We start from the raw sequence: 21,250 nt of genomic DNA, 5'->3' as shown, positions 1-21,250 counted from the left end.
TCATCCTTCGGCGATGCGGCGGTTGACGGCCGCGACGTAGCGCGGGACCCGCCGGCCGGCGGCCGCGAGGTCGACGGGGGCGGTCCGCAGGGCGCGGTCCGCCGCGGTGAACAGCGCGCCGAGTTCGGGGTCCGCGGCGCCGAAGTGCTCCTCGGCGAGTGCGCGGTACAGCTCCAGGCGGACGGTGAGGTCCTCGTGCGCGGCGTCCATCCCGCGCACCTCCCTCACGTAGGCGTCGGCGTCCGTGACGGCTGCCGCGGCCCGCGCCGCGATGGCGGCGATCTCGGCGTGCGGGAAGGTGGCGCGGGCGACGGCGAGCCGCACCGCGAGGCGGGGTGCCCGGCCGTGCGGCAGGCGGGGCGGTGCCAGGAAGCGGCGCGCCGTCGTCCGCTCGACGCGCAGCGCTTCGGCCTCGGCCCGTGCCAGCCGGGCGACCGCCTCCCGCGCCTGCTCCTCGGTGACCGGGCGCGGGGCGCCGCCCGGCAGCGGGGTCGGGTCCAGGTGCACCTGGTAGGGCAGGTCGTCGGGCGGGTCGCCCTCGACGCCGAGGACGAGGCGCAGGCCACGGGTGCGGGCGTCGCGGGCGAGCGGGATCAGCAGGTCGCGCAGGAGGCGGTCGGGGTCCTCCGCGCCGTCGATGCCGTCCACGATGACGAAGGCGGGCGGTCTGCGACGCAGCAGCCGGTGCACCAGTGGGGCCGGCTCGCGTTCACGGTCCGGGTCGAAGCCGAAGCGGTGGGCGAGATAGGCGCACACCTCCCCCGCGGTCTTGCCTCGGGCGTCGTAGGCCGCGTCGACGGCGCCGAACGGCAGCGCGGTGCCCCGGGGCGCGCCGCCGTCGGGGCCGGGCGCGCGGGAGGTCTGGGTGAGGCGGACCAGCCAGGAGGAGCCGGGGCCGGTCCGCCGCCCGGTGGCGACGAGGGCGACGCCCGCCCAGCCGCTGGTGAGGAGCCGGGCCAGCTCCTGGGTCAGGGCGAGTTGCAGCGGGTCGTCGAGGTCCGCCGCGGGGTCGCCGCGCGAGGGCACCTCGATGCCGACGCCCCGTACGTGCGGTGCGATCCGCCGCCCCAGGTACGTCTGCATGGTGTCGACCGGGACCATCCAGGCGGCTCTGCCGTTCTCGTCGACGTAGTCGGCGACGACGATGCCGATGACCTGGCCGGCGAACGCGCCGTCGAGGGCCATCACGCCCGCGCCGGAGTAGCCGGGCTGGATCCACGGCCGCCCTTCGTGGACGCGGTTGAGCAGTCCCCATTCGCCGGCCCGGCCGCCCGATCCGGCGAGTTCGGCGTCGACCCCGATGCCGTACGGCTCGAAGGCGGGGAAGCCGTACACCCGGACCCGGCCGCCCGAGATGGGTACCTTCCACAGTTCCGTGTGTCCGGCGTGGTCCACCGGCTCGTCCAGGCGGAGCAGTGCGACGTCGCCGCGCCGTGTGCCGTTCTCGAAGGCCCAGGCGTCCTCGACGACGCGGGCGGTGCGCCGCCACTCGGGCGCAGCGACGGCGCTGCGGACCCGAAGGTGTGCGGACGGGCCCGCGGCAGGGTGGGCCTCGGCCTGCTGGACGACGTGTGCGCAGGTCAGCACGGACCGTCCGTCGAGCAGCACGCCCGCCCCGCAAGGGGTTCCGTGCCGGTCGTCGATCCGCACCCGCCACGGCCTGTCCGGCCCCTGATCCGGCGTCATCCGCCCACGCTAGTACAGCAGTTGACGTCAGTCACAGAAGGCGTGGGCGGCGGATCGGGCGGCTCCGGCGCGGGAAGGGCCGCTTCCCGCGCCGGTCGGGCTACTTCAGGTACGGACCCGCCGCCCCTACCTTGCCGGGCGCGGCGTTCTTGCCGGCCAGGTCGAGGACGTAGACCCGCAGGTTGCCCTTGCCGGGGGCCGCCGTGGTCAGGGTGCCGTCGGTGACGGTGCGCACGTCGCCGGTGACGGCGTCCTTGTAGGTGCCGTTCGGGATGTTCCTGTACGTCGCGCCGTCGGTGACGGTGACGAGCGCGAAGCTGTCCACGCCGGTCGCCGGGTCGGTGTAGCGGCGCTTGAACGCCATGTTCCCGGAGATGTCGGCGGTCGAGTACTGGCCCATCTGGATGGCGGGGACCGCGCGGCGGATCCGGTTGAGCCGCTGGAGGTGCTTGACCAGGGGCTGGTCGAGGGTCGCGGCGACGGCCCCGGACGCGCTGGAGACCGTACCGAAGTCGGAGGCGGTGACGCTGCCCTCGATCTTGTCGCCGTAGTAGGCGCGGCCGGTGTCCGCCAGGGGGCAGGTCGTGCCGCAGTCGATCTTCTTGCCCTTCTGGAACTCGATCTCCGAGCCGTAGTACAGCGTCGGGATGCCGCGGAACGTCCACATCAGCGACATGTTCTCGGCCCAGGCGTCGGTGCCGCCCGCGTAGCGTTCGGCGCTCTTGTTCGGCCCGTAGTCGTGACTGTCGACGTAGACGACGTTGTACGTGGCGTCGTTGGTGGAGTCGTCGGAGTCCTTGCCGTTGTTGTAGGCGTTGGAGGCGTCGCCGAAGTTCATGTGCATGCGCATGTCGATGATGTTCATGCCGGAGAACCTGCTGTGGTCGGGGGCGTGGTAGCTGTTCCCGTCGAGGAAGGCGTTGGTGGACGTCGGCTGGTTGCCGGTGCCCAGCTGCTCCTCGTAGTCGTACTGTTCGAGGGACGCCTTCTCGTCGTCGGCGGAGTACTCCTTGCGCTCCTTCCAGGTGAAGAACTGCGCGGAGTGGTTCGCCGAGCCGCGGTTCCACTTGTCGTTGACGAAGGCTCCGACCTCGCCGAAGACGAAGAAGTCCTGTGCCTTCCGGGCGCCGAACTGCTGCGTCACGCGTTCCTGGATGGCGGGCAGGAAGCGGCGGTTCCAGGTGACGCGCGGGATGTGGACGGCGGTGTCGACGCGGAAGCCGTCGACGCCCATGTCGATGTACTTGTCGTAGGCGCCGATCAGGTAGTTCTGCACCTGGGTGTTCTCGGTGTTGAAGTCGGCGAGGTCCTCGTGCAGCCAGCAGGAGCGGGAGTCCTCGCCCTCCCAGTTGCCGAGCCAGCAGGTGTGGTAGAGCGACTTCGGGAACATGCCCGACGTGGGGCTCGGCCACTGGCAGTTGTAGATCGTGTAGCCCTCGGGGCTCTTGGCTCCGGTGGCCCTGCCCCAGTTGAGACACGTGTTGCCGGACGGTTCGGCCGTCGACCACAGGTCGCCGTTGTAGTAGGACTTGCCGGAGACGGGCTCCACGGTGAGACCGTCGTACTCGAAGCCGTCCTGCTTCTCGTCGTAGTACCAGCTCCACTGGCTGTCGCGGACGCCGTACACGGTCGGGGTGAACAGGCCCTTGGCGCCCCAGCGCGACGAGTGGTTGTAGACGACGTCCTGGTAGATCTTCATGCCCTTGGCGTGGGCGGCGTCGATGAGGTCCTGGTAGGAGGCGCCGGCGGATTCGAGGCGCGGGTCGACCTTGTAGAAGTCGTATCCGTGGTAGCCGTGGTAGTCGTAGTCGGAGCGGTTGAGGACGACCGGGGTGATCCAGATCGCCGAGAAGCCGAGACCCTTGACGTAGTCGAGCTTCTGCACGAGTCCCTTGAAGTCGCCGCGGAACATGGGGTCGCCGCCCGCCGCGTTGCCGGTCTTCACGTGCTGGCTGCCGCCACGGTTGTTCGTACTGTCGCCGTCGTAGAAGCGGGCGGTGAGCACGAAGTAGATCGGGTCCTTGCGGGGGTCGCCGCCGAGCGGGGTGCCGGTGGTCTGCGCCGCCTTCTCACCGGTGGTGGCCTTCGCCTCGGCGCTCGCGGCCGAGGTGTTGCCCGCCGCGTCCAGCGCCTTGACCGTGTAGGCGTACGCGGTCTTCTCCTCAAGTCCCGTGTCGGAGTACACGGTTGACGTGGCGGAGATGACGGAGGTGCCCTTCGTCCCGCCGGTGCGGGTGATCTGATAGCCGGTCACGCCCGTGTCGTCGCTCGCCGCGTCCCAGGTGAGCACGATGGAGGTGCCGGACGCGGTCGCGGTCACCTTTCCCGGTGCGGAGGGGGCGGTGGTGTCGGGGGCGGTGGCCGCGCACGGGTCCTTGGCGCTCTTGGTGACGGTCCCGCCCTTGACGGTGTTGAGCCCGGCCCCGAGTTGGTAGTTGGCGCCGTTGTTGTTGTCCCAGGTGCCGTTGCCGTTGTTGAAGGTGGCCTGCCAGGACGTGGCGGTGCCGAGATCGACGGTCCGTTTCACCCAGCCCGTGCAGGCGGCCTCCATGCCAATGCCCGGGACCGTGGTCCAGCTGCCGCCCGTGGGCGCCCAGTGCAGATTGGTGACGGACCAGTTGGTGGTGGTCGTGTCGTAGTAGACGGTGGCGGACGTGCCGTCGGCAGGTGCCGTGTCCGCGCACGGGTCGCTGTGGGCGACGGTGCCGCCCTGGACGGTGATCAGGCCGGTGCCGAGCTGGTAGTTCTTCCCGCCGTTGTTGTCCCAGGTGCCGTTGCCGTCGTTGAAGGTGGCCTGCCAGGACGTGGCGCTGCCGAGGTCGACGGTCTTCTTCACCCAGCCGGTGCAGGCGGCCTCCATGGTGACGCCCGGCACGGTGGTCCAGCTGCCGCCGGTGGGCGCCCAATGCAGCTTGTACGTCGACCAGTTGGCGGTGGCCGTCGCGTAGTACACGGTGGCCGTGTTCGCCTCGGCGGCATGTGCCGTGGCGCCCGTGAGCGGCAGGCCGGGCAGCAGGGTGGCCACCATCGCGGCGATCAGCGCGAGGACGAGACGCGCGGGGTCGTGGCGGTGTCTGTGGCGCGCACGCCGCCGTTCAGAAAGGTGCATGACAACTCCTTGGTCGGGGCCGCGACACTGCGGCCGGGTCCGGTCGTTCCCCGCGCGCGCCACGCGGGGAACGACCGGGTGCGGGTCAGCGGGTGAACACCGCGACCGTGCGGGCGGGCACGTCGAAGGTGCCCGAACTCTTCTCGTACGCGGCGGACTTGACGACGGCATCGGAGCCGCCCGCCTGCGTCGGGTGGAGGCGGTAGCCCGTCCCCGCGAGGTCCCTCACCGTCTGCCGCTGCGTCTTCGGGGTCGCGTTGAACACGATCACGAGGTCGCCGAGGCGGGCGGTGATGACGCCGGGGGTCTCGTCCTTGCCGGAGAGCGGGAAGGAGAGCTCCTTCTGGACCTGTCCCGCGGTGGACAGATGGAAGGCGGACTCGTCCGTGCGGATCTTCAGCAGGTCCTGGTACGCGGCCGATGTCCCGTTGATCGCCGCGCAGTCGGGTACCGCAACGGACGTCAACAGCGGTTTCGCGTACGGCCACTTGGACTCGTTGTCGGCCGCCATGGGCAGTCCGCGCCCGAAGCCGTTCCCGGCCCGGCAGTCCCAGTGGATCGCGTTGAACCAGTCACCGCTGTCGAACGAGTTGCGGTCGAGGGACTTGGAGCGCAGCAGGTCGGTCCCGGCCTGGGAGAGCGCCGGGCCCTGCGCGAGCGCGGCCGTCGCCATGGCGAGGACCTGCATACGGGAGCGGTCGGCGGTGCTCGTCGACGCGGGCAGCTTGTAGGTGAGGGCGTCGTAGAGCGATTCGTTGTCGTGGGCGTCCGCGTAGGAGAGGGCGTCGCCGGGAGCGTCCGCGTAGCCGGCGGCCGCGCCGTTGTAGTCGACGCCGGACCCCTTCACCTTCTTCCCGTCGGTGTCGGTGAACTCGTAGTCGGCGAGGTTCCCGGACAGGCCGACCTTGATGAGGTCCTGGTAGTGCAGGAGGCGGGCCTTCTGCTCGGCCGTGGTGCCGTTCGCCTTGCTGGAGTTGGGGTCGGTGTAGAGGCCGGTGGCGAAGCCCTGGACGCCGGGGTCCTCGTCGAACGGGGAGCCGCCGCGCAGGGCGTCGCGGGAGCGGTCGTTGAAGGTGGCGATGCCGGTGCCCGCCATGTTCTTCTGCGTGGCCTGCACGAAGCGGGCGTCGTCGGCGACCTCGCCGAAGTTCCAGCCCTCCCCGTAGAGGATGATCTTCTTGCCGTCGACGCCGTCCTTCTTCGGGGTGAGCGCGTCGAGGGCCTTGCGGACGGCCAGGATGTTGGCCTTGGGGTGGTGGCCCATCAGGTCGAAGCGGAAGCCGTCGACCTTGTACTCCTTGGCCCAGGTGACGACGGAGTCGACGACGAGCTTGCCCATCATCGTGTTCTCGGGTGCCGTGTTGGAGCAGCAGGTGGAGTTGGCGACGGAGCCGTCGGCCAGGAGCCGCTGGTAGTAGCCGGGCACGATCTTGTCGAGGACGGAGGTCTTGCTCTGGCCGCTGCCGGCCGTGTGGTTGTAGACGACGTCCATGACGACGCGCAGGCCGTCGTCGTTGAGGGACTTGACCATCTGCCGGAACTGCACGGTGCGGGCGGTGCCGTCGGGGTCGGTGGCGTAGGAGCCCTCGGGGACCGTGTAGTGGTAGGGGTCGTATCCCCAGTTGTACGCGTCCTTGGCGGCGGTCTTCCCCACGCATTCCTGCTGCCGCTCGCTGTCGGCCGCGTAGGAGGGCAGATCGCAGTCGGGCGTGGCCTGTCCGGACTTCTTCTCGGGGACGGTGGCGATGTCGAAGGCGGGCAGCAGGTGCACGTACGACGTTCCTGATGCCGCCAGTTTCCTCAGGTGCTTCGAGCCGTCGCTGTTCTTGTCGGTGAAGGCCAGATAGGTGCCGCGGTGGTCCTTGGCCGCGGTCTTGTCCTCGACGGAGAAGTCACGGATGTGGAGTTCCTGGATCTGGGCGTCCTTCATGGCGACGGCCTTGGGCTTGGTCAGGGTCGACCAGCCCTTGGGGGCGAGGGACGTGTCGTCGAGGTCGACGACGAGGCTGCGCTCGGAGTCGGTGGTCAGGGCGACCGAGTAGGGGTCGGTGACCTCGTTGGTGACGATCTTCTGGGCGCCGGGCGCCCACACCGTCACGGCGTACCGGTACTCCTTGCCCTTCCAGGACGCCGCCGAGCCGGTGGCGGACCAGACGCCGGTGGCGTCGTCGCGCCGCATGGGGAGCTTCTTGCCGCCGAGTTCGAGGGTGACGCCGTGCGCGGTCGGTGCCCATACGGACAGGGTGACCTTGCCGCTCTTGAACACCGGTCCCAGCGATGCCTGTTCGGCCTTGTCTCCGTACAGGTCGTCGAGAATGCCCTGGGTCTGCACGCCGGTCGCGGCGACGAGAGCGCCGTTCGCGATGCGCTGGGTGAACACGATCTGCCCGTCGAGGGCCTGGCGCACCCGGTCCCGGTCGCGCGGGTCGACGGTGAACGCCGTGTACTCCTTCAGGTGCGGGTACGCGGTCTTCTGAGCGTCCGTCAGGGTGGCCGGTGTCAGGCGGAGCCAGCGGCCCTCGCTGCTGAGCGCACCGTCCTCGACGGTGATGCCGCCGTTGCGCGCGTACACGAGCTGGCTGGACGCGGCCGCCTTGGCGTCGACGGAGCCGGGGACGACCACGGTGTTCGCGTCGATCCACTGCGCCTCGGCCTTGGTGAGGTCCGGATCGGGTGCGGATCCCACCGACGGCAGCAGGTAGTCGCTGTCGCCGGCGTTCAGCCACACCTCGTGGCCGTACGTGGCCAGGTCCAGGGAGCGGTCGGTGGGGATGTCCTTCTCGTCGCCCTTGTGGAAGATGTAGCTGAGCGAGGTCGCGCCGTCGGCGAGAGGCACCTCGAAGGTCACGCCGTAGGCGTCCTTGCCGGTCGGCTGGAGCGGCTTCGACCAGTCGGTCCCCTGGGCCGCGCCGGTCCAGGTGTGCAGTCCCCAGCCGTCGTAGTCGCCGTCGGCGCGGTGCACGTGGATGATCGCCTTGGACTTGTCGGGAGCCGGGTACACCCCGTCGGGCCGCGCGGTCTCCTGTCCTTCCTTGCCCTGCTCGACCCAGACCTCGCCGGTCTGCGCCAGGTCGATCGTCCGCCGGTCGCCGTCGGCGGTGCCGGACTTCTCGACCGTGTACGAGAGCGACCCGGCACCGTCGGGAACCTTCACCCAGGCGAAGGCGCCGTAGGCGTCGCGCCCGACGAACTCGCCGGTCGTGTCGCCGGACTTGAGGTTCCAGCCCGCGTAGTCGCCGTCCGCGCGCTTGTAGTGGACGACCGCGTAGTCCCGGTCGACGGCGCTCGGCTTCTCCGCCGCGGGAGCCTGCCCGGCCGTCGTGCCGGCGAGGGCGCTCGCGGTGCGCCCGGCGCGGTCCACCACAACGGCCTTGTACCGCAGGGCCGTTCCGGCGGACACCGTCTCCGGCACGTACTGGGTGATCTTGTACGGGGCGTGGTCGACGGAGCCGAGGGTGCGCCACGTGCCATTGCCGACCTGCGCGGCGAACACCACGCGGGCCGATGCGGTCCTCCCCGGGTCGGCGGAGAGCGTGACGGTGCCGGTGGCACCGGCGGCCGGTGCCGCGAGCGACAGGGTGGGCTTCGCCGTCGGCACCGGGAGCCTGCCCTCGGCGCGCAGCACCAGGGAGGACAGCGGCGGCACCGTCACGGTGATCCGGCCGTCGCGCGCGGTCTCCTTGCCCGAACTCCCGTACAGGGCAGTGAACTTCGCGGATTCGACGGGGAGCGACACCGTCTTCGCCTCGGTGGCGTTGTTGACCGCGACGACGTACTCGCGGTCGTCGTCGCCCGTCCGGGAGAAGGCGTACACCGAGTCCTCGGTGTACAGCTCCTTCTGCGTGCCGTCGGTCAGCGCCGGGTTGGCCCTGCGCAGCTTCGACAGTGCGGCGATCGACGTGTACAGCGGGTGCGTGGTGTCGTAGGCGTCGTCGGCGTGGGTGCGGTCGGTGCCGATCTCGTCGTCGTCGAGGTAGTCGTCGACCTTCGAGCCGAACATCGTCTGGCGGGCGTCCTTGTCTCCGCCGGCGCCGGTGAAGCCCTGCTCGTCGCCGTAGTAGACGACGGGGTTGCCGCGCGAGAGGAACATCAACTCGTTGGCCAGTTTGTCGCGTTGCAGCAGTTCGGCGTCGGACGCCTTCGGGTTGTCGGACTTCAGGAAGGTGCCGATGCGGCCCATGTCGTGGTTGCCGAGGAACGTGACCTGCTCGTAGGCGTTCGCCTTGTCGGTCGCGTACTTGTAGTCGTCGGCGAAGACCTTCGCGAGCTTGTCGGCGGACGCGCCCTGGGAGGCGTAGGCGCGGGCCGCGTCCTGGAACGGGAAGTCGAGGGTGGCGTCGAGACGGCCGCGGGTCACGTAGGGCGAGGTGACGTCGGTGTCGGCGGAGTAGACCTCGCCGAACATGAAGAAGTCGTCGCGCCCCTGCTTCGCCGCGTAGGCGTCGAGGGCCGTCGCCCACTGGGTCCAGAAGTCCAGGTCGACGTGTTTGACGGTGTCGATGCGGAAACCGTCGATGTCGAAGTCGTGGACCCACTTCTGATAGATGTCCCGCATGCCCTTCACGACCTCGGGGCGCTCGGTCCACAGGTCGTCCAGGCCGTTGAAGTCGCCGTACGTGGCGGACTCCCCTTCCCAGGTGGAGTCGCCGCGGTTGTGGTACATCGTCGGGTCGTTGAGCCAGGACGGGACCATCTCGCCCGTGTTCTTCGGCGTGTACGGGAACGCGTCGGCGTCGACCTTCGCCATGCCCCGGCTGTCGTCGAAGGGGCGGCCCTCGGTGTCGAGGTACGGGAAGGCGCCCTTCGGGCGGTAGCTGTACTTCTTCTCCGTGTAGTCGACGGTGTCGGCGGTGTGGTTCGTGATGACGTCGAAGAAGACCTTCATGCCCTTGGCGTGGGCCTTGGCGATGAGGGTCTCGAGGTCCTTGTTGGTGCCGAAGTGCGGGTCGACCCGGGTGAAGTCGGTGATCCAGTAGCCGTGGTAGCCGGCCGAGGCGTCCTTGCCCTCGCCCTGGACGGGCTTGTTCTTGAAGATCGGCGCCATCCAGATCGCGGTGGTGCCGAGGTCCTTGATGTAGTCGAGCTTCTTGGTCAGGCCCTTGAGGTCGCCGCCCTGGTAGAAACCCTTGTCGGTGGGGTCGTACCCGGTGGACGTACGGCTGCCGGTCAGTCCGCCCTTGTCGTTGCCGCGCTCGCCGTTGGCGAAGCGGTCGGGCAGCACGAAGTAGAACTGCTCCTTCGTCGCGTCGTGGCGGGCGGGCTCGGCGGCCAGTTTCGCGTCGGACGGGGGTTTCGGCGGGGCGGGCGCCGCCGATGCCGAGGTGGCGGTGTGCAGCGCGGTGGCGAGCAGTGCGGCGACGGCCGCGGCCGCTGCCGCCTTCCTCCGTGACGCGCCGTGCGCGCCGCTTCTTCGGTTCACCTTTGAGGGCCCTTCTGGACTGTGCTTGTGGCTGTGCCGGGTCGTGCGGGGGCGCGGCCGACCGCCCGGCGCCTGCGGGGAGGCGGGGCGCCGGGTGGTCGGCCGAGCGGTGGGGGTCAGCTGCGCCAGGTGTCGGAAAGGGCGACGGCGCCGGAGGAGGAGACGGTGGCGGTGCGGTTGGCGCCGCTCTCCCAGGTGACGTTGCCGCTCGCGTCCTTGCGGAGGTACTTGTACTCGAAGGAGGTACCGGCGGGCAGGGCGACGTCGAGCTTCCAGACCGGGTACGCGGCCGGGTCCAGCTTCAGGGCGTTGCCGGTGTTCCAGTTGCCCAGCTGGTCCTTGTTGCCGGTGACGTAGATGTTCTCGCCCCACGACGTGGTGGCGTTGACGCTGAAGGAGGCGCCGGTCGCCGGGTCGGGGTCGGTCGTGGAGCCGCTGCCGCAGGTCTTCGCGCCGACGTGCAGGGCGAGCGCGGTGTTCGAGGCGAGGGTGGCGGTGAACTGGCCGGAGCCGTTCACGGTGACGCCCTTGCCGCTCTGCACGTCGCAGTAGTCGCCGGCGGGCAGCGACGTCTGGAAGGTGCGGGTGAGCGAGGACGACTCGTGGTTGATGGCGACGTACGCCTTGGCGCCGCGGCCGAAGGCGATCTGGTTCGCGCCGTTGTCCCACCAGTCGGTGACGGCCTCGCCGCGGGCGGTGTTGCGCCAGGCGACCATGCTCGCGATCTCCCGCCAGGCGTGCTGGCACTTCCAGCCGTCGGTGTAACAGGCGCTGACGGCACCGGAGTTGGGCGGGCCCGCGTCCTTGTCGGTCCACTCGTAGCCGGAGTGCACGTCGGGTGAGCCGTACGGCCAGGCCAGCATGAAGACGCCGGCGAGGGTGTAGGTGGCGCCGTTCTTGTAGTTGAGGGTGTCGCCGCCGCGCTCGGTGTCGTGGTTGTCGACGAACACGGCCGACTTGCCCGAGGACATGTAGCCCCAGGACTCGCCGAAGTTCTTCAGGGAGGCGAGGTTCTCGCCGGTGAAGACGCGCTTGAGGTCGCGGGCGTAGCGGAACTCCTGGACGTCGCCGGTGCCGAGGTACTCGCTCGGCGAGACGGCCTCCCCGGCGCCGTAGATGGCCTCCTGCTTCCAGTACGCGTCCGGGTTCGTCAGCCGCGACTTGATGTTCGCGAGGTCGGCCGCCGCCATGTGCTTGGCGGCGTCGATGCGGAAGCCGTCGACGCCGAGGGAGAGCAGGTCGTTCAGGTAACCGGCGATGGTGGCACGGACGTGCTCCTCGCCGGTGTCGAGGTCGGCGAGGCCGACGAGTTCGCACTCCTGGACGTTGGTGCGGTCCTGGTAGTTGCTGATCGTCGCCGTGCAGTTGTCCATGTCGGCGGACGAGTAGACGCCCGGGTAGTTGTACTTGGTGTACGAGGAGCCGCCGGTGCCGGTGCCCGAACCGGCCGACATGTGGTTGATGACGGAGTCGGCGACGACCTTCACACCGGCCGCGTGACAGGTGTCGACCATGCTCTTGAAGGCGGCCCGGTCACCGAGCCGGCCCGCGATCTTGTAGCTGACGGGCTGGTACGACGTCCACCACTGGGAGCCCTGGATGTGCTCCTGCGGCGGTGAGACCTGGACGTAGCCGTATCCGGCCGGGCCCAGCGTGTTCGTGCACTCCTTCGCCACGGAGGCGAAGTTCCACTCGAACAGCACCGCGGTGACGTCCTTCGTGCCGGGCGCGGCGGCCTGAGCGGGGGCCGGGGCCGTGACGGCGGCAGCGGCCCCCGCCAGAACGGCGAGTGCGGCAGCCACGGACTTTCTGGCCATGGTTCCTCCTGATTCGAAGGGCAACGCGCCATGCCCGTGAGCGAGCTGAGGGGGGATCGTTGAATCTTGCTGCAAGTGATTGCGGGCTGACCGTATGAGGGACCGTCATCACGGTCAACCCTTTGGACAGAGCCTTCTCAACTCACCGGTGAAAACCGCGGATTATGCTTGCAAGGACTTACGCAAACATTCCAGCGGTGTTACGTTCAACCACGCTTCCGGTCCGGCGCCGGGGGCCCGGCCGCGCCGGGTCCCACGCGCCCGGCGTCCGGACCGGCGGCACCCGGCGCCCGCGGGTCAGGCGGTGCGTCGCGCCCGCTGTGCGGTCGATCCCCGCACCACCAGCTCGGGCTGGAAGACGAACTCCGTGCGCTGTACGGGCGTTCCGCCGATCTCCTCCAGGAGGGCGCCGACCGCCGCCGTCGCCATGGCCTGTACGGGCTGGCGCACCGTGGTCAGCGGCGGGTCCGTGAAGGGAATCAGCGGCGAGTCGTCGAACCCGGTCACGGAGATGTCGCGCGGCACGTCGAGGCCGCGTTCGCGCACCGCCCTGATGACGCCGAGCGCCATGGGGTCGCTGCCGCAGACGATGCCGGTGCAGCCGAGATCGAGCAGGGCGCCGCCGGCCGCGTGGCCGCCCTCGACGGTGAACAGGGTGCGCTGGATCAGCGTCTCGGCCTCTTCGCGCGGCAGGCCGAGCAGGCTGTGCAGCGCGGCGACGAATCCTTCGGCCTTGCGCCGCGAGGGCACGAACCGGGTCGGGCCGATGGCCAGGCCGATGTGTTCGTGCCCGAGGTCGACGAGGTGGCGCACGGCCATCCGGGCCGCCGAGCGGTCGTCGGGCGACACGAACGGCGCGTTGATGTGCTCGTTGAAGCCGTTGATGAGGACGTACGGCACCTTGCGCTCGGTCAGCCGGACGTAGCGGGCGGCGTCCGCCGTGGTGTCGGCGTGCAGCCCGGACAGGAACACGATGCCGTTGACACCGCGCTCCTCCAGCTGCTCCACGAGTTCGTCCTCGGTGGCGCCGCCCGGCATCTGGGTGCAGAGCACGGGCGTGTATCCGTAACCGGCCAGGACCTGCTCGATGACCTGCGCGAACGCCGGGAAGATCGGGTTGGTCAGCTCGGGGATGACGAGCCCGATGAGTCCGGCGCTGCGGCGGCGCAGGCGCACCGGACGTTCGTAGCCGAGCACGTCGAGCGCGGCGAGCACCTTCTGCCGGGTGGCCGCCGCGACGCCGGGTTTGCCGTTGAGGACGCGACTGACCGTGGCCTCGCTGACCTGGGCCTGGCCGGCGATGTCGTGGAGCCGCGGGGCGCCGCCGTTCTCGGCGCCCCGCGGCATCGGGATCGTCACGCGGCCCACCAGACGGTGCAGTCCGCGGGCAGCTCGATCGTGCCGTCGTCGACGGTGACCGGGCCGGAGGCGAGCAGCACGGTGCCGGGCGCGGGGATGCGCACGGCGGCGCCGGTGGTGTTGACGGTGCAGGCGAACCCGGGGCGCTCGAAGTGCAGCACCCCGGCGGGCGCGTCCTCCCGCCATGTCACCTCGGCGCCGGCGCCGAGCCCGGTCTGCGCCCGGCGCAGCGTCAGCGCGGTCCGGTACAGCTCCAGCGTGGAGCCCTTCTGCCCGGTCTGCGCCTCCACGCTCAGCTCGCCCCAGCTGTCGGGCTGCGGCAGCCAGCTGCCGCCGTCTCCGAAGCCGTACGAGGTTCCGGTCCGCGTCCACGGGATCGGCACCCGGCATCCGTCGCGGAAGCCGTCCTGGCCCTGCGCGCGGAAGAAGGACGGGTCCTGGCGCACCTCGTCGGGCAGGTCCGTGACGTCCGGCAGGCCGAGTTCCTCGCCCTGGTAGATGTACGCGGACCCAGGCAGCGCCAGCATCAGCAGCGTGGCGGCGCGGGCTCGGCGCAGGCCGAGTTCGCGGTCGCCCGCCGTGCGGATCTGGGTGCCCAGGCCGGGCGGGTTGGCGTACCGGGTGGCGTGCCTAGTCACGTCGTGGTTGGACAGCACCCAGGTCGCCGGGGCACCCACCGGGCGCATCGCGTCCAGGGACGTGTCGATGATCTTCCGCAGCTCGTCCGCTTCCCACGGGGCGCCCAGGTACTGGAAGTTGAAGGCCTGGTGGAGTTCGTCGGGCCGGACGTAGTTGGCCGTGCGTTCGACGGTCGGCGTCCACGCCTCCGCGACGAAGATCCGCTCGCCGTCGTACTCGTCCAGGATCGTGCGCCAGGAGCGGTAGATCGCGTGCACACCGTCCTGGTCGAAGAACGGCATGACATCGTTGCCCAGCAGCTTCAACTGGTCGCCGCCGCCGAGGTCCGGGAGACCCTCGGCCTTGACGAGGCCGTGGGCCACGTCGATCCGGAAGCCGTCCACGCCCATGTCGAGCCAGAACCTGAGGATCGACCGGAACTCGTCCGCGACCGCCGGGTGCTCCCAGTTGAGGTCGGGCTGCTCCGGCGCGAACAGGTGCAGGTACCAGTCGCCGTCCGCCAGCCGGGTCCAGGCCGGGCCGCCGAAGATGGACTCCCAGTCGTTCGGGGGCAGTTCACCGCTCTCGCCCTTGCCGGGGCGGAAGTGGTAGCGCTCCCGCAGCGGCGAACCCGGGCCCTCCGCCACCGACCGCTTGAACCACTCGTGCTGGTCCGAGGAATGGTTCGGCACCAGGTCCACGATGATCCGCAGACCCAGCGCATGCGCGTCCCGGATCACCGCATCGGCATCGAGCAAGGTCCCGTACATCGGGTCGACCGCCCGGTAGTCCGCGACGTCGTAACCACCGTCCGCCTGCGGCGAGGCGTAGAACGGCGACAGCCACACGGCGTCCGCTCCCAGCTCCTTCAGGTACGGCAGACGGCGCCGGATGCCCTCCAGGTCACCCGTGCCGTCGGCGTCACTGTCGGCGAAACTGCGCGGATACACCTGGTAGATCACCGCGTCCCGCCACCAGTCGGCGGCCTCGCGGGTCGAGATGGCGGACGGCAGAGACACGGACGACGGGTCCGTGGAGTGCTGGCTCATGGTGTCCTTGAGACGTGAGGGGCTGGACAACTGGTCGGTGGTACGGGCCGGTTCAGCCCTTGGTGCCACCGGCCGTCAGACCGGTGACCAGGTTCTTCTGGACGAGGTAGAAGACGGCGGAGATCGGCACGGCGATCAGCACGGCCGTCGCGGCCATGTACTGGCGCTGCGCGTCATGCTCGCTGATGAAGCTCTGCAGTCCCACCGCGAGGGTGTACTTCTGGTCGTCGAGCATGAAGGTGGTGGCGAAGGCGACCTCGCTCCATGCCGTGATCATGGTGTAGAACGCGGCGACGGCGAGTCCCGGCCGGGCGAGCGGCAGGATGAGCCGGAAGAACGTACCGAACGGGGAGAGTCCGTCGACCCGGCCCGCTTCGTCGATCTCCAGGGGGATCGTGTCGAAGTAGCCCTTCATCAGCCAGGCGCAGTACGGCACGGCGGTCGTCAGGTAGACGATGATCAGACCGGCGAAGGTGTCGATGAGGCCGAGGTCCGAGAGGATCGCGTACATCGGGACCATGAGGACCGCGACGGGGAACATCTGCGTGACCAGCAGGACCCACATGAACTTCCGGTAGCCCGGGAAGCGCATCCGGGAGACCGCGTAGCCGCTGGTGGCGGCGACCAGGACGCCGATCACGGTGGTGCCGAGGGACACGATGAGCGTGTTGCCCAGCCACTTCAGGAAGTTGGTCTGGCCCAGCACGAACGAGTAGTTGCTCAGTGTCGCCGTGTCGAGGATCCGCGACGGGTGGAGGTAGTCGTCCTTGTCCGGGCCGAGGGAGAGGAACACCAGCCAGGCGATCGGGAACAGCGCGACGAGGCTCGCCACGATGAGGACGGCGTGGGTGGCCAGCGACGCCTTGCGGCTGCGCCGGCCGCGCCGGGGCGCGTTGACACGCGACAGGGCCGCGGCCGGTTCGGGGACGGTGGTCTTCGTCAGGGTCTCGGTGCTCATGGCGGTGGCTGCTCCTGCGGCGTCAGATGGCGGCTTGAACGTCATTGCGGTTCAGCCAGCGGCGGTAGACGGAGGTGAAGACGATGAGAAGGGACAGGAGCAGGACGCCGTAGGTGGCGGACTGGGCGTAGTCGCGCGGCGTCTGGCCGAAGCCGAGGTAGTAGGCCCAGGTGACGAGGATCTGCGCGTCCGGCGCGGTGTTGCCGAAGAGCAGGAAGATGATGGCGAACTGGTTGAACGTCCAGATGATGCCGAGCAGGACCACCGTGGAGCTGACCGAGCGCAGTCCGGGCAGGGTCACGTTGCGGAACTGCTGCCAGGCGCTCGCGCCGTCCATCTCGGCGGCCTCGTAGAGCGTGGAGTCGATGGACTGCAGTCCGCCGAGCAGCGAGACCATCATGAACGGCACACCGCACCAGGTGTTGACGAGGATCGCGGCGATCTGCTGGAAGAGCGGGTCCTCCAGCCAGGACGGCGAGGGCAGGCTCATGGCGTCGAGCGTGGTGTTGATGACGCCGGAGTCGGCGAGCATGAACCGCCAGGCGAAGACGGTGACGAAGGTCGGCACGGCCCACGGCAGGATCAGCATCAGCCGGTAGGCGGTGCGGCCGCGCAGGTCCTTCTGGTTGAGCAGCAGCGCGAGACCGAGCCCGATCACGTAGTGCAGGGTGACGCAGGACGCCGTCCAGACGATCGTCCAGATGAAGTGCGACCAGAAACGGTCGTAGGAGGTGGGTCCCCACAGGATGTCGGCGTAGTTGTCGAGGCCGATGAACTTGTAGGTGGCGTCGATGTGGTTGACGCCGATGGTGCGGGCCGAGTTGAGGCTGTCGGCGTCGGTGAGCGTCAGGTAGAAGCCGCGGACCAGGGGGTAGAGCACGATCAGCGCGAGCACGATCACCACCGGGGCGATCATGGCGTACGCGTACCAGTGCTTCTGGTAACCGTTCTTGAGCCGGGTCATGAGGCCCGGACGCCGGCCGCGGTCACCTCCGCTGGAGGCGGCCGGGCGCTCGACGGCGACAGTCATGGGGAACACCTTCTGGTCTGCGGCTGGTACACGGCTTCGGGGTGAAACGGACTGCGGGTGCCGCGGTCCCACGCGCGGGGCGGGCAGGTGGGTGGGACCGCGGCACCTGATCAGGGGCGAGCTCGGTTACTTGGTGAAGCCGTCGGGCAGGAGCTTGCCGTACTGGGTGGTGACGGAGGAGAACATCTTGTCCAGGCTCTCCTTGCCGCTGGCGACCTTCGGCAGCTCGGTGTCGAGCGGGCCCCACAGCGAGCTGTACTCGGGCAGCTCGGGGCGCGGCGACGCGGCGGCCAGCACCTTCTGGTAGCCGGCCAGGCCCGGGTCCGCGGTGACCTCGGCGGTGTAGGCGTCGTCACGCGTGGGCAGCGTGGCGTTCTTCAGCGCGATCTGCGTCTGCGTCTTCGCCGACGTCATCCACTGGACGAACTTCAGGGACGCAGCCTGGTGGGCCTTGTCCGAGCCCGCGTACACCGACAGGTTGTGGCCGCCGGTCGGGGCGCCCGCCTTGCCGGAGGAGCCGGCCGGGACGGTGGCGACGCCGAGGTTCGCCTTGTCCTTGAACGCGGAGCCCTTGTAGAAGTTGGTGACCTCCCACGGACCCTCGATCGTCATGGCGGCCTTGCCGTTGACGAAGGCGTCCTGGCGGTGGGCGTACGAGTCGGCGGTGACGTCGGCCTTGTGCAGGCCCTTGCCGTCGAAGGTGCTCAGCCAGGTCTTGCCGGCCTTCTGCCCCGCGGCCGAGTCCAGGGTGATCTTCTTGGCGGAGGCGTCGACGGTGTCGGTGCCCTCACCCAGCAGGAAGGACTGGAAGTAGTAGCCCTTCTCGGAGCCGAAGTAGCCGTCGACGCCGGTCTTCGCCTTGATGGTGGCGGCGTCCTTCTTCAGCTGGTCCCAGGTGGTGGGCGCCTCGGTGATGCCGGCCTTCTTGAAGAGGGCCTTGTTGTAGACGAGGCCGAGGGTGTCGGTGACCAGCGGAACGCCGTAGGTCTTGCCCTCGTACTGGGCCTGCTTGATCAGGTTCGGCTTGAACTTGTCCTTGTCGGCGAGGGCCTCGGTGCCGTCCAGCGGCAGCAGGTAGCTCTTCTTCGCGAAGGCGGGCGTCCAGCCGACCTCGGCGCGCAGCACGTCCGGGGCGCCGCTGGCACCGGCGGCGGTGTCGAACTTGTTCTGCGCCTGGTCGAACGGCACGTTGACGTACTTGACCTTGATGTCCTTGTGGGCCTTCTCGAAGTCCGAGATCAGGGCCTTGTACGTGGGCGACTCGTTCGTGGCGTTCGACGTGTCCCACCACGTGATGGTGACCGGCCCCGAGGACTTGCCGCCGTCGTCGTCGCCACCGCCGCAGGCCGTCGCCGCGAGTGCGAGGGACGCCACCACCGCGGTGGCCGCTATGCCACGCCGCATGAGATCTCCTAGAGAGTGAAAGCCCGTGAGTGGGCGGGGACACGGTCCCGACCGCTTCCCCTGACCGACCTGCCGGACGCTCCGCTGCGGCCGCCGGGCGACGTGAACGTAACAGCGTGGAAAGCGCGGCGAAAGACCTTGCGAGAAATTTCTGCAAGATGAGGTCATCGTTACATCGCCGTGTCCTGAAGGTTGCCGGAGAATCTCTTGACGCCCGCCCGCAGACCTGGACATAAACCCGTCAAAGGTCTGCAAGTATCGCCGCAAGGAGCCCTGTTGGACGGCCGTCACGGCCGGTTCACGCCCCCGCACCTCCTTGCAACCTCTTCCAAGAAAGTTGCGGGCAGCGGTTTCTCCCTGTCGGTGGGCATTCGAGCAGGCAACCGGTACAGTCCAATGCCATGACCGCGCGGCTTTCCGACATTGCAGCCCAGGCGGGGGTCAGCGAAGCCACAGTCAGCCGCGTGCTCAACGGCAAGCCAGGCGTGGCCTCCGGCACCCGCGAATCCGTCATGGCCGCACTCGACGTGCTCGGTTACGAGCGGCCTCCCCGGCTCCGCACCCGCAGCGCGGGCCTGGTCGGCCTGATCACGCCGGAGCTGGACAACCCCATCTTCCCGGCGCTCGCCCAGGTCATCGGCCAGGCGCTGACCCGCCAGGGCTACACCCCGGTGCTCGCCACCCAGACCCCGGGCGGGTCCACCGAGGACGAGCTGACCGAGATGCTCGTGGAGCGCAGCGTCTCCGGGATCATCTACGTGTCCGGGCTGCACGCCGACACCACGGCCGACACCCAGCGCTACGACCAACTGCGCGGCCAGGGCATCCCGTTCGTGCTCGTCAACGGCTTCTCGGCGCAGATCAAGGCGCCCTTCGTGTCCACCGACGACCGGGCCGCGACCCGGCTCTCCGTGCAGCATCTCGCCTCGCTCGGCCACACCCGGATCGGCCTGGCCGTCGGCCCGCGCCGGTTCGTGCCCGTGCAGCGCAAGATCGAGGGCTTCCAGTCGGGCATGGCCGAGCAGTTGGGCCTCACGGCGGAGCAGAGCGAGGAGCTGGTCCAGCACTCCCTCTACACGATGGAGGGCGGGCAGGCGGCGGCCGCGGCCCTTCTTGCGCAAGGTTGCACGGCCATCGTGTGCGCCAGCGACATGATGGCGCTGGGCGCGATCCGCGCCGCCCGCCAGGCCGGCCACCGGGTCCCCGAGGACGTGTCCGTGGTGGGCTTCGACGACTCCCCGCTGATCGCGTTCACCGACCCGCCGCTGACGACGATCCGTCAGCCGGTGCAGTCCATGGGCCAGGCGGCGGTGCGCGCGGTCCTGGAGGAGATCGGCGGAACGCCCGCGCCGCACACCGAGTTCGTGTTCATGCCGGAGCTGGTCGTCCGCGGCTCGACGGCGGCGGCGCCGGACCGGCGCGACTGAGCGGCATCTCCCACGGCACGCGTCAGCCGATGAGCGTCGTCTTCGGCCTGACCACGCAGAACTCATTGCCCTCCGGATCGGCGAGCACGGTCCAGGACTCGTCGCCGCGCTGCCCGACGTCCGTGTGCCGGGCGCCGAGCGCGAGCAGCCGCTCGATCTCCGCCGCCCGGTCGTCGGCGGCCGACGTCAGATCCAGGTGCAGCCGGTTCTTGACCTTCTTGGGGTCGGTCACCGGCATGAAGCAGATGCCGACGGGAGCGGTCTCGTCCGGCCCGATCACGATCTCCCGTTCCCGCTCGGACAGGATCCGCCAGCGCAGCGCGGCCGCCCAGAAGCGGGCGAGGGCGGGCAGGTCGTGGGCGTCGATCACGATGTGATGCAGCGACAGGGGCATGCCGGGCAGTATCGCCGGGCCGGGCCGCCCGCGGGCAGGGGCCACCAGGACCTCTGCCCGGGGCGCCCGCCCGTCGGCCCCTCAGCCCCGCAGCACCGTGATGAACGCGCCGACCGTGCGGGCCATCGCCTCCCGGCCCACGGTCAGGTACTTGCGGGAGTCGACGGCGTCGGGGTGCGCGGCGAGGAACGCGCGGATGGCGCCGGTCATCGCGATGTTCAGGGCGGTGCCCACGTTGACCTTGGCGATGCCGCCGCGCACGGCGGCCGCCAGTTCCGCGTCGGGCACGCCCGATGAGCCGTGCAGCACGAGCGGCACGCCGAGGTCGCCGAGCCCCGCGGCGAGCCGCTTGAGCAGATCGTGGTCGAGGGTCGCGGTGCGGGTCGTCATCGCGTGCGAGGAACCGACCGCGACGGCCAGCGCGTCGACCCCCGAGTCGGAGACGTAGGCGCGGGCCTCCCCGGGGTCGGTGCGGGCGCCGGGCGCGTGCGCGTCCAGCGGCGCGGCCCCGTCCTTGCCGCCGACCTCCCCCAACTCGGCCTCCACCCAGAGCCCGTGGGCGTGCCCCCAGTCGGCGGCGGCCCGGGTCGCGGCGAGGTTCTCGTCGTAGGGCAGATGCGCGGCGTCGTACATCACCGAGCTGAACCCGGCGTCGGCGGCCTGCCGCAGCAGATCGTCGCTCTGTACGTGGTCCAGGTGGAGGGCGACGTCCACGCCGGCCTTCTCGGCGACGGCGACCGCGGCGCGGGCCAGCGGCAGGAGGCGGCCGTAGCGGTAGCGGACGGCGTTCTCGCTGATCTGCAGGATGACCGGGGCGTCGACCGTCTCGGCGCCGGCGACGACGGCCTCGACGTGTTCGAGCGTGATGACGTTGAACGCGGCGACGGCCCCCTGCCGGGCCGCCGCCGCACCGACGAGGGTGCCGGTGGCTGCGAGAGGCACGGCCTCTCCCTTCTCGTGTCCGCTCTCATGTCCGCGAG

Annotated in this window: 12 protein-coding genes; 1 reads left to right on the top strand and 11 read right to left on the bottom strand. The window is 69.9% G+C overall.

Going from position 1 to position 21,250, the window contains the following annotated elements; genetic code table 11:
- The 9 genes from K377_RS29005 to K377_RS28965 all read right to left on the bottom strand — a co-directional run bounded on the left by K377_RS29005 (position 1) and on the right by K377_RS28965 (position 18,449).
- Positions 1-1,686, bottom strand: a complete 1,686-nt coding sequence (locus tag K377_RS29005; protein WP_111666525.1) for a serine protease — start codon at positions 1,684-1,686, stop codon at positions 1-3.
- Between the two features lie 100 nt (positions 1,687-1,786).
- A complete protein-coding gene (locus tag K377_RS29000) occupies positions 1,787-4,795 on the bottom strand; it encodes a carbohydrate binding domain-containing protein (protein ID WP_111666524.1) in 3,009 nt (1,002 codons plus the stop codon).
- Between the two features lie 85 nt (positions 4,796-4,880).
- A complete protein-coding gene (gene pulA, locus K377_RS28995) occupies positions 4,881-10,214 on the bottom strand; it encodes a pullulanase-type alpha-1,6-glucosidase (RefSeq protein ID WP_111666523.1) in 5,334 nt (1,777 codons plus the stop codon).
- Between the two features lie 116 nt (positions 10,215-10,330).
- Complete coding sequence (locus tag K377_RS28990; protein WP_111666522.1) at positions 10,331-12,031, bottom strand: carbohydrate-binding module family 20 domain-containing protein; 1,701 nt, start codon at positions 12,029-12,031, stop codon at positions 10,331-10,333.
- Between the two features lie 297 nt (positions 12,032-12,328).
- Complete coding sequence (locus K377_RS28985) at positions 12,329-13,378, bottom strand: LacI family DNA-binding transcriptional regulator (RefSeq protein ID WP_111666688.1); 1,050 nt, start codon at positions 13,376-13,378, stop codon at positions 12,329-12,331.
- Positions 13,379-13,386: 8 nt separating this feature from the next.
- Positions 13,387-15,057 carry a glycoside hydrolase family 13 protein gene (locus K377_RS28980; RefSeq protein ID WP_111666521.1) on the bottom strand — a complete coding sequence of 557 codons (1,671 nt, stop codon included), beginning with the start codon at positions 15,055-15,057 and terminating at the stop codon, positions 13,387-13,389.
- Between the two features lie 52 nt (positions 15,058-15,109).
- Entirely contained in the window at positions 15,110-16,015 is a 906-nt protein-coding gene (locus K377_RS28975) for a sugar ABC transporter permease (protein ID WP_111666520.1), read from the bottom strand.
- 22 nt (positions 16,016-16,037) lie between these two features.
- Positions 16,038-17,045, bottom strand: a complete 1,008-nt coding sequence (locus K377_RS28970; RefSeq protein ID WP_111666519.1) for a carbohydrate ABC transporter permease — start codon at positions 17,043-17,045, stop codon at positions 16,038-16,040.
- Positions 17,046-17,171: 126 nt separating this feature from the next.
- On the bottom strand, positions 17,172-18,449 hold the full coding sequence (locus K377_RS28965) for an extracellular solute-binding protein (protein WP_111666518.1): 1,278 nt from the start codon (positions 18,447-18,449) through the stop codon (positions 17,172-17,174).
- A 401-nt stretch (positions 18,450-18,850) separates the two neighbouring features.
- On the opposite strand from K377_RS28965, the gene K377_RS28960 reads away from it, so the two are divergent.
- Positions 18,851-19,876 carry a LacI family DNA-binding transcriptional regulator gene (locus K377_RS28960; RefSeq protein WP_111666517.1) on the top strand — a complete coding sequence of 342 codons (1,026 nt, stop codon included), beginning with the start codon at positions 18,851-18,853 and terminating at the stop codon, positions 19,874-19,876.
- Between the two features lie 22 nt (positions 19,877-19,898).
- Here K377_RS28960 and K377_RS28955 read toward each other — a convergent pair whose 3' ends face one another.
- Positions 19,899-20,270, bottom strand: a complete 372-nt coding sequence (locus K377_RS28955; protein ID WP_111666516.1) for a VOC family protein — start codon at positions 20,268-20,270, stop codon at positions 19,899-19,901.
- Positions 20,271-20,351: 81 nt separating this feature from the next.
- Positions 20,352-21,212, bottom strand: a complete 861-nt coding sequence (locus K377_RS28950; RefSeq protein WP_111666515.1) for a class II fructose-bisphosphate aldolase — start codon at positions 21,210-21,212, stop codon at positions 20,352-20,354.
- Between the last annotated feature and the right edge of the window lie 38 nt (positions 21,213-21,250).

This window comes from Streptomyces sp. PsTaAH-137, assembly GCF_003259365.1.
In the GTDB taxonomy this organism is placed as follows: domain Bacteria; phylum Actinomycetota; class Actinomycetes; order Streptomycetales; family Streptomycetaceae; genus Streptomyces.
The sequence above is the reverse complement of the archived record's forward strand: the minus strand, read 5'-3'. Positions and strand labels throughout refer to the sequence as shown.